At 70.9% G+C, this 13,616-nt stretch carries 11 protein-coding genes; 4 read left to right on the top strand and 7 right to left on the bottom strand.

All coding sequences use genetic code 11. From position 1 onward, the window contains the following. Positions 1 to 53 precede the first annotated feature (53 nt). Entirely contained in the window at positions 54 to 797 is a 744-nt protein-coding gene (locus tag MZTS_RS11070; protein WP_192283881.1) for a TVP38/TMEM64 family protein, read from the top strand. A 174-nt stretch (positions 798 to 971) separates the two neighbouring features. After that, positions 972 to 2,462, top strand: a complete 1,491-nt coding sequence (locus MZTS_RS11065) for an ATP-binding protein (protein ID WP_192283879.1) — start codon at positions 972 to 974, stop codon at positions 2,460 to 2,462. 7 nt (positions 2,463 to 2,469) lie between these two features. Here the strand turns inward: MZTS_RS11065 and MZTS_RS11060 are convergent, their stop codons facing one another. Beyond that, the gene (locus tag MZTS_RS11060; RefSeq protein WP_192283878.1) at positions 2,470 to 4,047 is read right to left on the bottom strand and encodes a DHA2 family efflux MFS transporter permease subunit; all 1,578 of its coding nucleotides are present in this window, start codon (positions 4,045 to 4,047) and stop codon (positions 2,470 to 2,472) included. A gap of 5 nt (positions 4,048 to 4,052) precedes the next feature. Continuing rightward, positions 4,053 to 5,279 (bottom strand): HlyD family secretion protein, encoded by a 1,227-nt coding sequence (locus MZTS_RS11055; RefSeq protein WP_192283877.1) that lies wholly within the window; start codon positions 5,277 to 5,279, stop codon positions 4,053 to 4,055. Positions 5,280 to 5,402: 123 nt separating this feature from the next. On the opposite strand from MZTS_RS11055, the gene MZTS_RS11050 reads away from it, so the two are divergent. After that, positions 5,403 to 6,056, top strand: a complete 654-nt coding sequence (locus tag MZTS_RS11050) for a TetR/AcrR family transcriptional regulator (RefSeq protein ID WP_192283876.1) — start codon at positions 5,403 to 5,405, stop codon at positions 6,054 to 6,056. A 7-nt stretch (positions 6,057 to 6,063) separates the two neighbouring features. On the opposite strand, the gene MZTS_RS11045 is transcribed toward MZTS_RS11050, so the two are convergent. Continuing rightward, a complete protein-coding gene (locus tag MZTS_RS11045; protein WP_192283875.1) occupies positions 6,064 to 7,827 on the bottom strand; it encodes an acyl-CoA dehydrogenase in 1,764 nt (587 codons plus the stop codon). A 135-nt stretch (positions 7,828 to 7,962) separates the two neighbouring features. Here MZTS_RS11045 and MZTS_RS11040 point away from each other — a divergent pair, with 135 nt between their 5' ends. Next, the gene (locus MZTS_RS11040) at positions 7,963 to 8,952 is read left to right on the top strand and encodes an L-threonylcarbamoyladenylate synthase (protein WP_009866681.1); all 990 of its coding nucleotides are present in this window, start codon (positions 7,963 to 7,965) and stop codon (positions 8,950 to 8,952) included. A 198-nt stretch (positions 8,953 to 9,150) separates the two neighbouring features. On the opposite strand, the gene MZTS_RS11035 is transcribed toward MZTS_RS11040, so the two are convergent. The 4 genes from MZTS_RS11035 to kaiC are packed head-to-tail and all read right to left on the bottom strand — an operon-like array spanning position 9,151 to position 13,274. Then, a complete protein-coding gene (locus tag MZTS_RS11035; RefSeq protein ID WP_192283874.1) occupies positions 9,151 to 10,914 on the bottom strand; it encodes a PAS domain-containing hybrid sensor histidine kinase/response regulator in 1,764 nt (587 codons plus the stop codon). Continuing rightward, the gene (locus MZTS_RS11030) at positions 10,904 to 11,248 is read right to left on the bottom strand and encodes a circadian clock KaiB family protein (protein WP_009865961.1); all 345 of its coding nucleotides are present in this window, start codon (positions 11,246 to 11,248) and stop codon (positions 10,904 to 10,906) included. Before MZTS_RS11030 ends, MZTS_RS11035 begins: the two co-directional genes overlap by 11 nt. Beyond that, positions 11,245 to 11,574, bottom strand: coding sequence for a circadian clock KaiB family protein (locus MZTS_RS11025; RefSeq protein WP_009865960.1), 330 nt, complete (start codon positions 11,572 to 11,574; stop codon positions 11,245 to 11,247). The genes MZTS_RS11030 and MZTS_RS11025 overlap by 4 nt, the downstream gene beginning before the upstream one ends. Next, complete coding sequence (kaiC, locus tag MZTS_RS11020; RefSeq protein WP_192283873.1) at positions 11,571 to 13,274, bottom strand: circadian clock protein KaiC; 1,704 nt, start codon at positions 13,272 to 13,274, stop codon at positions 11,571 to 11,573. Before kaiC ends, MZTS_RS11025 begins: the two co-directional genes overlap by 4 nt. Positions 13,275 to 13,616: the final 342 nt, after the last annotated feature.

Below are 13,616 nucleotides of genomic sequence, written 5' to 3'. Positions count from 1 at the left end.
ACGGGGACCCGGGCGGCGCGTCGTCACAGCCGGAGGGCCCGCGCCGCCCCTGGCTGCGCTGGCTGCCGCTCGCCTGCCTCGCCCTGCTCTCCCTCGGCGTGCTCGCCTCCGGCGGAGCCCGCTTCCTCGACCTCGACCGGCTGTCGGACTCCCGGGTCTGGCTCCAGGCGCTCATCGCCGAGGACCGGGTGCGGGCGATCGCCCTGGCCTCGCTGGCCTATGTCGGCTCCGTCGTGGTCTCCCTGCCCGCGACCCTGGTGCTCACGGTGCTGGCCGGGCTGCTGTTCGGCTCCGTCACTGGGGCTCTGATCGCCATCGGCTCGGCGACGACGGGCGCCGCCATCGTGTTCTCGGTCGGGCGCTTCGCCGCCGGCGACCTGATCCGGCGCAAGGCCGGCCCCCGGGTCGGACGCTTCGCGGAAGGGTTTCGTCGCGACGGGTTCGGCTACATCCTGATCCTGCGGCTGCTGCCGATCTTCCCGTACTGGATCACCAACCTCGCCCCGGCGGCCTTCGGCGTGCGCCTGCGCACCTTCGTGCTCGCCACCCTGCTCGGGCTGACGCCGGGTGCCTTCATCTATGCCGGAATCGGCTCGGGGCTCGAAGACCTCCTGAGCGCCCGGGACGAGGCCAAGACCGCCTGTCTCGCCGCCGGCGGCAGCGATTGCGCGGCGGGACTCGACCTGCGCGCCCTGGTGACGCCCGGCATGGTGGCCTCCCTCGCGGCCCTGGCGGGTTTCGCCCTTCTGTCGCTTTATCTGCGGCGATGGCTTGAGCGGCGGACACTTCGCGCATAAGACTTGCGCGCAAGTGAATGGCGTGCGTCTCCGACGGTTCGTACAACCTCTACGACTGGCGACGGCCCGGGGCGGATGCCCGCCATTCCGACCGCGATTGAACGACACAACGACGGGTGACGCGTGAGACGGCCCCGCCTTCCGTTTCCCGGCCGGCAGACCGAGCCGGAGAACGTGGCGAAGCATGAACCGGCGGCGATCGCCGCCCTGCCCTGGTACAGCGAGGCACCGGCCGCGACGCCGCGCGCGCGGCGGTTCGGGTGGCTGGGCCTGTCCGGCCGCCTGTTCCTGCTGACGGTGGCCTTCGTCGTGCTGGCCGAAATCCTGATCTACATCCCGGCGGTGACGACCTACCGGCTGTCGCGGCTCTCGGACCGCGTGGCGGCGGCGCGGGTCGCCGCCCTGGTCCTGAACGCCGCCCCCGAGGGCAACGTGCCCGACGAGACGGCCCGCCGCCTGCTCATGGGGGTCGGCGCCCGCTCCATCGCCGTGCGGGTCGGCGAGACTTGGCGTCACCTGACAACCGGGCCGATCCCCTCCGCCGTCGCCGAGACGGTGGACCTGCGCGAGCGGCATTGGTTCGCGGCGACCGGCGGCGCCTTCCGCACTCTGTTCCTGTCCACAGAGGCGCCGATCCGGGTGATCGGCTCGGGGCAGGACGGCTTCGATGCCGTCGAGGTTCTGCTCGACGAGGGCCCCCTGCGGGCAGCGCTCACGGACTTCTCCCTTCGCCTGCTCGTCATCTTCCTCGTCATCGCGGCACTGGCGGCGGGGCTCGTGTTCTTCGTGCTCCGGCAGGCGATCGTGCGGCCGGTGGTCCGGCTTTCCCGCGACATCACCGCCTTCGCCGACGACCCGGAACGGGCCGACCGGGTGGCGCGGTCCTCGGCCCGCACCGACGAGATCGGTCAGGCGGAGGACGCCCTGGCACGGATGCAGGTCGCCCTGGGCGGCGAGCTGCGCCAGCGGCGGCGCCTGGCCGAGCTCGGCCTCTCGGTGAGCAAGATCAACCACGAGCTGCGCAACCTGCTGACCACGGCGCAGCTCCTCGGCGACCGCCTGGAGAGCGTCTCGGATCCCCTGGTGCAGCGGGTGGCGCCGCGCCTCGTGGAGACCCTCGACCGGGCGATCCGCTTCTGCGAGGCGACCCTGGCCTATGGCCGCGCTACGGAGCCGAACCCGCAGCGCCGCATGGTGGCGCTGGCGCCGCTCCTCGAAGAGCTGACCGATCTCGCCGGCCTGATGCCCTCCGCCTGCATCCCCGTGGAGGTGCGCGCGGCGCGGGATCTGGAGATCGACGTCGATCCCGAACAGCTCCTGCGCGCCCTCACCAACCTCGTGCGCAACGCGGTCCAGGCCCAGGCCGCGTGCCGGGCCGAGGACGGCGCCGTGCTGATCGAAGGAAGTCGGGGCGGCGCTCCCGGCGAGGGCGCGGTGACGATCCTCGTCAGCGACAACGGGCCCGGCGTGCCCGAGCGGGCCAAGGCCAACCTGTTCGCCGCCTTCCAGGGCTCGACCCGGGCCGGCGGCACCGGACTCGGCCTCGCCATCGCCTCGGAGCTGGTGCGGCTCAACGGCGGCACCCTCAGCCTCGACGAGACGACCAAGGGCGCCCGCTTCCGCATCGTCATTCCGGACCGGGCCGCCAACGCAGAGGCGGCCTGACGGCGGGTCAGTGCCCGGCGCCGGCGGGCGCCGCGCCAGGCGGACGGCGGATCAGCGGCGTGCCGCAGGCCATGGCCAGGAACAGCACGGTCAGGACGAGGAAGACGTCCTCGAAGCTCATCACCAGCCCCTGGACCCGCACCGTGTTGCTCAATGCCTTCAGCGCCATGCCGTTGGCGTCGCCGCCGAGCACCTCGAACTGGCGCCGCATCGCGTCGAGCCGCTCCAGGGCCGCGCCGTTCGCCCAGGTGAAGCGCTCGTGCAGGCGGGCGAGATGGAGATCCCAGCGGGCATTGAGCACGGTGTTGATCAGGGCGAGCCCGACCGCGCCGCCGAGGTTGCGGGTGAGGTTGAACAGGCCCGAGGCGTTCTTCATCCGCTCCGGCGGCAGGGTGCCCAGCGCGATGTTGTTGATCGGGATCATGCACAGCATCAGGGAGCAGCCGCGCAGAACCTGCGGCCACAGCAGCTCCCAGAAATCCCAATCCTTGGTCAGCCCGGTGACGATCCATGTCCCGATGGCGAAGCCGGTGAACCCCATCGCCATCATGAGGCGCGGATCGAGCTTGGCGGAGAGCTTGCCGGCGATCGGCGCGGTCGCGAACATGCAGAGCCCCGAGACGAACATCGTCTCGCCGATCTGCAGCGCCGAGTAGCCGCGCACCCGCGCCAGATAAACCGGGTAGAGATAGGTCAGGCCGTAGAGGCCGATGCCCATCACGAAGCTGAAGATGCAGCCGGCCGCGAAGTTGCGGTCCGAGAAGGCGCGCAGGTCCACGATCGGCTGGCGCGCGGTGAAGGCGCGGGCGAAGAACAGCAGCGCCGACACGCCGCAGACGAGGGCGCAGGCGAACACCGCCTCGTCCTGCAGCCAGTCGTGGTTCGGGCCCTCCTCCAGCACATATTCGAGGCAGCCGAGGAAGCCCGCCATGAAGACGAGGCCGGCCCAGTCGAACGACTTCAGGAGCTCGATGTTCGGCCGGTCGAAATCGACCAGCGCCCAGGTCGAGACCGTGACGAAGATGCCCGGCACGATGTTGATGAGGAACAGCCAGTGCCAGGAGAACAGGTCGGTCAGGTAGCCGCCGATGGTCGGGCCAATGGTGGGGGCGAGCGTCGCCACGAGGCCGATCATCGGCGAGACGATGGAGCGCTTCGAGGGCGGAAACACGGTGAAGGCCGCCGCGAACACGGTCGGGATCATGCCGCCGCCGATGAAGCCCTGCGCCGCCCGCCAGACGATCATCTCGCCGATCGACGAGGAGGTGGCGCACATCAGGCTCATCAGCGTGAAGCCGCCGGCGGAGATCGCGAACATCCAGCGGGTCGAGAGCACCCGCGACAGGGTGCCCGAGAGCGGGATCGAGATGACCTCGGCGATGAGGTAGCTCGTCTGCACCCAGGGGATCTCGTCGCCGGAAGCCGAGAGGCCGGCCTGGATCTCGTTGAGCGAGGCCGAGACGATCTGGATGTCCAGGATCGCCATGAACATGCCGAAGACCATGCACAGGAACGCCACCATGCGGCGGCGGTCGAGGGGCGGTTCGGCGGGGATGCTGCCGGCGACGGCAGCGGTGGCGGCCATGGACATCAGTGCCGGGCGGCGAGCTTCTGGACCGGGGCGTCGGCCCCGTCGCGGGTATCGACCTTCACCACCACCGAGAGGCCGGGGCGCAGCAGGCCCTCCCGGGCGACATCCTCCGGCACGTGGACCCGCACCGGCAGGCGCTGGACGATCTTGGTGAAGTTGCCGGTGGCGTTGTCCGGCGGCAGCAGGCTGAAGACCGAGCCGGAGGCGGGCGAGAGCGATTCCACCGTGCCGACGATGTCCCGATCGGGATAGGCGTCGACGTGGATATGGACCTCCTGGCCGGGGCGGACGCGGGCGAGCTGCGTCTCCTTGAAATTCGCGTCGACCCGCACGCTCGTCAGCGGCACCAGGGCGGCGATCCGCGAGCCGGGGGAGACATAGGCGCCGGCCTCCACCGCCTTGTTGCCGACGACGCCGTCGAAGGGCGCGTGGATCACCGCGAAATCGACATCGCGCCGGGCGCGGTCCACCGCCGTGCGCAGCTCGGCGGCGAGGCTCTCGGCCTCGCGCTGCTGCGCCCGCAGCACGTCGACATTGGCGCGGGCGGCGGCGAGGGCGGCCTCCGCCGACTTCACCGACGCGTCGGTGCGATCCCGGTCGGCCTTGGCCTGATCGAGGCGCGACTTCGCCACGTAATCGGATTGCATCTGGGTGGCGCGGGCGTAGTCGGCGGCGGCCCGCACGGCATCGGCCCTCGCGGCATCGACCTGGGCGGCACTCTGCAGCACCTGCGCCTGCGCCGCCTCGGCCTGCCGGCCGATGCGGGCGATGGTGCTCTCCTGCGTCGCGGCCTTGTCCTGCGCCGCCTTCAGGGCGAGCCGGTAATCGCCGTCATCGAGCCGGGCGATCACGTCGCCCTTCCTCACCGCCTGCCCGTTCACCACGGGGACGGATTCCAGATAGCCGGAGACCTTGGCGGCCAGGATCGAGATATCGGCCTGCACATAGGCGTCGTCGGTGCCGACAAAGAAGCGCCCGACCGTCCACCACTGCCAGCCCTCATAGGCGCCGCCGCCGAGGGCGGCGCAGAGCATCAGCCCGAGGACCGCGCGCCGCAGCGGCCGGCGGGACTTGGAGTCGGCGGCCGGCACGGGAGCCGGAGCCGGCTGCGCGACGGCCGGGACACGCCCGCCCTCGGCACGCGCCACCCCGGCGCTTTCGGGCGCCGTCTCGAAAGTGGTGTCCGAGGCGGTCTCCGATCGACCGGCATCCTCGCGAAGCGACATGGCCGCATCCTCAAACATGCATTGACCGAACCGTTCGGTCATCAGCCGACACCCGTTGACGCCGCCGGCACTCGGACGCTAGTTAGCATTGACCGAACCGTTCGGTCAATCTGAGTGGGCATCATGTCGGGCGCGTCGATCAAGGAACGGGGGCAGGGGCCTCAGGCGGGCGAGAGCGACAAGCGCCGGCAAATCCTGGAAGGCGCGCGGCAGGTCTTCATGGCGTCGGGCTTCGACGGGGCCAGCATGGGCGAGATCGCCAGGGCGGCGGGCGTGTCGAAGGGGACGCTCTACGTCTATTTCGACAGCAAGGAAGCCCTGTTCGAGGCGCTGACGACCGAGGAGAAGGAGGGCCTGGCCGAAGCCCTGTTCCGCCTCGACGAGGACGATCCGGACCTGTGCGCCGTGCTGACGCGCCTCGGCACCAGCTATCTCGCCATGATGGCGCGGCCGGAGCATGTCTCGCTCATCCGCATGGTGATCGGCGCCTGCGAGAAGTTTCCGCGCTTCGGGCAGGCCTTCTTCGAGGCCGGACCGGCCTGCGGCACCGAACGGCTCAAGGCCTATTTCGACAGCCAAGTGGCGGCCGGGCGCCTCGCGCCGACCACCGACACCGACTTGGCCGCCAAGCACTTCCTGCACCTCTGCCAGGCCGGGATGATGACGCGCCTGCTGTTCAACGTCGGCGAAGCACCGAGCGAGGCGGAGATCCGCTACCGGGTCGCGGAGGCGGTGCGGGTGTTCTACGCGGGCTATGGACCTCCCACGGCCGGGTGAGGGCGCCTCACCCCGCGAGGGCGAAGGCCGGATCCTCGGCGAACCCGCCGCCGGTCAGGATCGCCTGCTCCAGGCCACCGGCGGCGGGCAGCAGGTTCTCGGCGAAGAAGCGGGCGAGGGCGATCCGTGCGGCATGGGCCGGATCGGTCTCGCCCGCCTTCAAGGCGGCGCTCGACGCGAGCCCCGCCATGGCGAGGCAGGCCGCGCCCTGCACCAGACCGAACAGGCGCAGATAGGGGGCCGCACCGGGCAGGGCGTCCTGCGGGCGGTTCGAGGCCAAAGCCTTGAGCAGGAAGCTCGTGGCCCTGTCGAGGTTGCCGATGCCCTCCCGCAGGCGCGCCGCCGCGTGGCCGAAGGCGGGCGCGCCATCCTTCAGAAGCCCCTCCGCCACCCGCCGCATCGCGGCGATCTGCGCTCCCACCGTGGCGCCGCCGTTGAGCGGCAGCTTGCGGGTGACGAGGTCGATCGCCTGGATGCCGTTGGTGCCCTCGTAGATGCCGAGGATGCGGGCGTCGCGCATCAGCTGGGCCGCGCCGGTCTCCTCGACGAAGCCCATGCCGCCATGGACCTGGACGCCGAGCGAGGTCACCTCGTTGGCGATGTCGGTGGAGAAGGCCTTCGCCACCGGCGTCAGCAGAGAGGCCCGGTCATGGGCGGCCTTGCCCTCGGGGCCGTGGGCGGCGTCGAGTCCTTGAGCCGTGAGGTAGCAGATGCCCCGCGCCGCCGCAGTATAGGCCTTCATGGTCAGCAGCATGCGCTGCACGTCGGCATGGGCGACGATGGCGCTGACCGGCTCGGGCGAACCCGGCGCCCGGCCCTGGCGCCGCTCGCGGGCGTAATCCAGGGCCTTCTGATACGCCGCCTCGGCCACGCCGACGCCCTGCAGGCCGACATTGAGCCGGGCCGAGTTCATCATCGTGAACATGCAGGCGAGCCCCCGGTTCTCCTCGCCGATCAGCCAGCCGGTCGCGCCGCCGCCATCGCCGAAGGCCATGGAGCAGGTGGGAGAGCCGTGGATGCCGAGCTTGTGCTCCAGCCCTGAGCAGCGCAGGTCGTTGCGCGTGCCGTCCGGCAGCACCTTCGGCACGAGGAACAGGGAGATGCCGCGGGTGCCGGAAGGCGCGTCCTTCAGCCGGGCCAGCACGAGGTGGACGATGTTGTCGGCCAGGTCGTGCTCGCCGTAGGTGATGTAGATCTTGGCCCCGGTGATCCGGTAGCTGCCGTCGCCATGGGGCTCGGCCCGGCTGCGCAGGCCGGACAGGTCCGAGCCCGCCTGCGGCTCGGTCAAGTTCATGGTCGCGGTCCACTCGCCGGAGACGAGCTTGTCGAGGTAGCGGCTCTTCAGCGCATCGGAGCCGTGGGCGGCCAGCGCCTCAATGCCGCCGGCGGTGAGCAGCGGGCACAGGCCGAAGGCGAGGTTCGCCCCGTTCCACATCTCGGTGCAGGCCGCCGCGATCAGATGCGGCAGGCCCATGCCGCCATGGTCGGGGGAGGCGAGCACCCCGTTCCAGCCACCCTCGACGAAGGCGCGGTAGGCCTCGCGCCAGCCGGGCGCGGTGGTGACGGTCCCGTCAGAGAACGGCGTTCCGTGGCGGTCGCCGATCCGGTTCAGGGGCGCGATGACCTCCCCGGCGAGCCGGCCGGCCTCCGCGAGGATCGCCACCGCGTCCTCGGAGGCGATCTCGGCGCCGCTCTGCGCCAGCACGGCGTCGAGCCCGGCGACGTGCCGAAGCGTGAAGGCCATCTCCTCGACGGGCGCGCGATAGCTCATCTCTTCACCGCTCCTCCCACCGCTCCCGGAGGGCGGTGCTTCCCATGGACGGCGCGCCGGGACGGGCTTGCCGTTTGACGGCTTGCGGCGCGAGGGTCTACGGCCGGCCGTTCTTCACCGCATCTCCACTCGGCCATGGACGCAGACCCGTCAACCGCCCCCACGCTTCGCCTGACCGCCGACGGCGACGGCCTCGCACAGGCGGCCGCCCTGCTCGCGGCGGGCCGCCTCGTCGCCCTGCCGACGGAGACGGTCTACGGGCTCGGCGCCGACGCCACCGACCCGGAGGCGGTGGCGGCGATCTACGCCGCCAAGGGCCGCCCGCACTTCAACCCGCTGATCGCCCATGTCGCGACGCACGAGGCCGCCTTGGCGGAGGGCGTATTCGACGCGGCCGCTCAGCTTCTGGCGACCGCCTTCTGGCCGGGGCCGCTGACCCTGGTGGTGCCGGTCTCGCCCGGCGGTTCGGTCTGCGAACTGGCCCGAGCCGGTCTCGACAGCGTGGCCCTGCGCGTCCCGGCCCACGGCCTCGCCCGCGACCTGCTGGCCCGGGTCGGGCGTCCGGTGGCGGCGCCCTCCGCCAACCGCTCGGGGCGGGTGAGCCCCACCAGCGCGGACCACGTGCTCGCCGATCTCGACGGGCGCATCGACGCGGTGCTCGACGGCGGCGAATGTCCGGTCGGCGTCGAATCGAGCGTGGTCGCCTGCCTCGGCGGCACACCCCGGCTGCTGCGCCCCGGCGGGGTGACGCGGGAGGCCATCGCCGCCCTGCTCGGCTTCGATCCGGCTGCGGCCGGCGATCCGGGGGCGCAGCCCGTGGGGCCCGGCCTGCTGGCCTCGCATTATGCGCCCAGAGCCGGCGTGCGCCTCGACGCGACCGCCATCGCCCCCGGCGAGGCGGCCCTGCTGTTCGGGGCGTTCCGTCCCGAGGGGCTGAAACGGGCGGCCGCCGTCGAATCCCTGAGCGAGCGCGGCGATCCGGCCGAGGCCGCCGCCCGTCTGTTCGGGGCGTTGCGCCGGCTCGACGCCTCCGGCGCGGCGGTGATCGCCGTCGCCCCGGTGCCGGGAGAGGGGCTGGGCGAGGCGATCAACGACCGCCTGCGCCGGGCCGCCGCCCCGCGCTGAGATTGCAACCTGAAAATTCGGCGAAGTTTTTCGGAACCGATCGGTCGCCGGCGCATTGTCCGACCACGAAGGCCAGTTCAGCCCCCAATGGCCTTTTTCCTTCAAGGCTCGGAGTGATCCGAGCCTTTTTTCTTGGCTTCGGCTCAGCGCTTTCCAAGTCGAGGAAAAACGCTCTCCCGCCTCCGTCGGCCCGAGGCTCTATTGGCCCTTCGGCCCGCGCCGCCGGACCGCCCGGCGCAGGATGCGCGAGAGATCCTCGACCGAATAGGGTTTGTGCAGGAGCGGGAAGCCGTGGCGCCCGTCCTCGGCGAGGACGTGGCTGTAGCCGGAGGAGAGGACGACCGGCATGCCCGGCCTGTCCTCGAGGATCCTGCGCGCGAGATCGACGCCGTTCATGCCGGGCATCACCACATCGGTGAACACCACGTCGAAGCGGTCCGGGGTGCGGTCGAGTTCGGCCAGGGCCTGCTCGGCATCCATGGCCCAGACGGTGCCGTAGCCGAGTTCGGCCAGGGCCTGGGTGGCGAAGGCGCCGACCTCGCGGTTGTCCTCCACCAAGAGCACGCAGGTGCCGTGGCCGGGGGCGAGCGGCTCCGGCTCGTCGGCGGGCTCGACCACGGTCGGAGCGATCTTGGCCCGGGGCAGGAACAGGGTGAAGGTGGTGCCCTGGCCCAGCACGCTCTCGACGGCGATGTCGCCGCCCGATTGCTTGGCGAAGCCGAACACCTGGGACAGACCGAGACCGGTGCCCTGGCCGACCCCCTTGGTGGTGAAGAACGGCTCGAAGATCCGCGACAGGTCGGCCGGGGCGATGCCCGCCCCGGTATCGGAGATCGACACCGCCACGAAGTCGCCGGGCACCGCCGGATGGGTGCGCAGGGCCGGGATCTGGCCGGCATGGCCGACGCGGATGGTCAGCGTGCCCTCGCCGTCCATGGCGTCGCGGGCATTGACGACCATGTTGACGAGCGCCGTGTCGAACTGGCTCGGATCGGCCTCGACGAGGCAGGCGAAGGGCTCGCCCGCCGCATCGAAGCAGGGCTCGATCAGGGTCTTCACCTGAATCCGGGCCCCGGTCAGCGTGCCAACCATGTCCGCCACCGCCGCGACACCCCGGCCGGCATCGAACACCTCGGGCTTGAGCGCTTGGCGCCGGGCGAAGGCGAGGAGCTGGCCGGTGAGCTTGGCCGCGCGCCCGACCGTATCGGAGATCGCCTCGACGTAGCGCCGCCGCCGCTCCTCGGCGAGATCGGGCCGTTTGAGCAGGTCGGTGGAGGATTTGATGACGGTGAGCAGGTTGTTGAAGTCGTGGGCGACGCCCCCGGTGAGCTGACCCACCGCCTCCATCTTCTGCGACTGGCGCAGGGCCTCCTCGATCCGCTCGCGTTCGGCCACCTCGGTCCGCAGGCGTTCGTTGGCCTCGGCGAGTTCGCGCAGGCGCCGTCGCTCCGCCGTGAGGTCGGTCAGGACACCGCAGAGCAGAAGCGTGTCGCCATCGCCGTCGAGGCGGCTGAGGGAGAGGTAGACCGGGCGCTCGTTTCCGGCCTCGTCGCAGAGCGCGAGCTCGCCGCGGGCCGGCATCCGCGCCGCCCGGGCCACCAGGGCCGCCAGGGCGGCGCCGTGGCCCTCGGCGGCGAAGCGGGCGAGGGGCTGGCCGATCAGCCGCTCCTGGCGCTGGCCCAGGGTCTCGGCCAGCCGGCGGTTGCAATAGAGCAGGGTGCCGTCCGGCCCGAGAGTGAAGGCGCCCTCCTGGATCTGCTCGATCAGCACCCGGTAGGGCCGGTCGGCATTCTCCAGGGCGTAGACCAGCCGCTCGCCGCCGGGCCCCTCGACCACGATGGCGTCGAAATCGCCCCGGCGGATCGCCGCGAGGGTGTCCTCGACCTCCTCCAGCCGCGTCTCCAGCTCGCGGATCCGCGCCTCGGCAACGGCGAGGGCGACGGAGGATGCTTCACCGCTCATCGTTGCCCCCGTCGGCGCTGTCCCGCACCAGGGACTGCAGGCCGAGGCCTTCCAGGATCCGCTGCTCGTCGCTCAGATCGCCGGCCAAGCGGCGGGCGGGGAGGGGGCTCAGGCGCACCAGGGTCGGCGCCGCCACCACGCCGTCCGTGCCCGCCAGCCCGGATTGCTGGTAGATGTCGACGACTTCGAGGTCGCACAGGCCGCCGAGCCGGCGCTCGCACAGGCGGCGCACGCTCTCGATGGTGCGCGTCGAGCGCAGCGAGGTCCCGGCAACGTAGAGGCGCAGCCGGGCGCGCCCGGCGGCCTCGCCGCCCGTGGGGCCGGCCGCGCTCAAAACCCGCCCGCCTTCGGCCGGATGTCGAGTCCGATCAGCACCTTCTCGGTGTTGGACAGGTCGCCGATGATGCGCTTGAGCGGGGCGGGCAGGCGGCGCACCAGGGTCGGGATCGCCAGGATCTGATCGCCCGCGGCGAGCTGCGGGTTCTTCATGAGGTCGACCACCTCGATGTCGTAGTGACCGGCGAGGTGCTCCTCGCAGAAGCGCTTCAGATTCGCCATCGCCGCGAGGGATTTGGCGGTCTGCCCGGCCACGTAGAGGCGCAGATGGTAATGACCCTCGTCGGGGGCGTCCTCGCCGTCGATCGGCTCCGTCCCGCTCATCGCGCGCTCCCCCGGCGGGCCGCGAGGTTGCGCCGTCCGTTCGCCAGCGTCGTCTCGCGCATCTCGTCCTCGCTCAAGAGCAACGCTTCTTCCTCTTCCACGGATTCCAGGGTGGCGCGCAATTCGTCGATCTGGCGCTCCAGCGACCGACGGCGACGCAGGGCCTCCCGCTGACGGCGCAGGTTCTCCTGTTCCCGGCGCAGGGCGGCAGCGGCCTCCTCCGCCTCCTGCACCACGCGGGCGGTGCCGGTGAGCACGCCCGCCGGGCCGATATAGGCATCGATCAGCGCGATCCCGACTTCCGACATCGTGAACTCGCGCACTTGGTTCGAGTGGCGCATGCCCCGCGCCTTGATGACGTAGAGCGTGCGCGAGCGCTCGCCGTTGGCCTCGACGTTGAGGAGCTTGACCCAGGCATCCATCAGCGAGGAGACGCCGATGGCGCTGTCGTGATCGATGTCGCCGTCCTCGCGCAGGCTGGTGAAGACAGCGGTGATGCCGCGGCTCTTGAGCAGGTCGATCATCCGCAGCATCGTCGACTGCAACTCGACCGGCGGGCCGCGCAGCGCCGAGAGCGGGTCGATCACCACCAAGGCGGGTTCGAACCGGTCGATGTCCCGGTGCATGCGCGCCAGATGCATCTCCAGTCCGTAGAGGCTGGGTCGCGCCGCCTCGAACCGCAGCAGGCCCGCCTCGACGTGGCGTGCGAGGTCGAGGCCGACGGAGCGGGCGTTGCGGGCGATCTGGTGGCCGCTCTCCTCGAACACGAAGGCCATGCAGCGCTCACCCCGGGCGCAGGCCGCGTCGATCATGCTCGAGGCGATCATGGTCTTGCCGGTGCCGGCCTCGCCCGAGATCAGGATACTGGTGCCGCGATGGAAGCCGCCGGGTTCGAGCATCGCGTCGAGGCCGGCGATGCCGGTCGCGATCACGCCCTCGGCGATGGTGTAGTCGAGATCCGCCGAGGTGACGGGCAGGACGCTGATGCCCTCGGCATCGATCAGGAACGGGTATTCGTTGGTGCCGTGGGCCGAGCCGCGATACTTCACCACGCGCAGGCGCCGGGTGGTGATCTGGTCCTCGACGCGATTGTCGAGCAGCACCACGCAGTCGGAAACGTATTCCTCCATCCCCTGGCGGGTGAGCTGGCCGTCACCGCGCTCGCCGGTGATGATCGCGGTGAGTCCACGGTCCTTGATCCAGCCGAACAGGCGGCGGAGTTCCGCGCGCAGCACCGTCTCGTCGGAGAAGCCGGCGAACAGGGTTTCGATGGTGTCGAGCACGACGCGCTTGGCGCCGATCGAATCCACCGCGAAACCGAGGCGAATGAACAGGCCTTCGAGATCGTACTCGCCGGTCTCCTCGATCTCGCCACGCTCCACGCGGACATGGTCGATGGCGAGCTTGCCCTGGGCCACCAGCCCGTCGAGGTCGTAGCCGAGGGAGGCGACGTTGGCGACGAGATCCTCGGCCCGCTCCTCGAAGCTCATGAACACGCCGGGTTCGCCGAAGCGGGTCGCGCCGTTGACGAGGAAGGTGGTGGCGAACAGCGTCTTGCCGCAACCGGCCGCGCCACAGACCAGGGAGGGACGCCCCTTGGGCAGGCCTCCGAAGGTGATGGCGTCGAAACCGGAGATGCCGGTGGCGACCTTGGGCAGGGCCGGGACGGCCTTGAGCGGGCTCTCTGGCTCAGACGCCAAGGCGGGTCTCCACGGCAAGTGATGTCCGGGCCGCCTGCAGAGAACGACGCTCCGTCATCGCCTGAGCAAGGCGCCGGGGCGGGACTTCCGGAGGATGGATGCCATGTCCGGAACAGGCAGCAAGGGTCGAGGGCAGCGGCATAGCGGGCCTCCGGCACCCTGTTTGCCGGGCTCCCGTAATTGAAAGCCCTGAGGGTGGCAATACGCTCACCGAGCCCGGCACGTGGCGCGCCGCGAAACGATATCTTGCGGATTTTTCACGAATTCTTCTACCGCTACGCTGAAACCATATCCGGATCGACGCCTTGAAATGGAGCGTTCCGTTTCACCTTCACTCGTCCG

The sequence above is a fragment of the Methylorubrum zatmanii genome (assembly GCF_014845115.1).
GTDB classification, from domain to species: Bacteria; Pseudomonadota; Alphaproteobacteria; order Rhizobiales; family Beijerinckiaceae; genus Methylobacterium; species Methylobacterium zatmanii.
The sequence above is the reverse complement of the archived record's forward strand: the minus strand, read 5'-3'. Positions and strand labels throughout refer to the sequence as shown.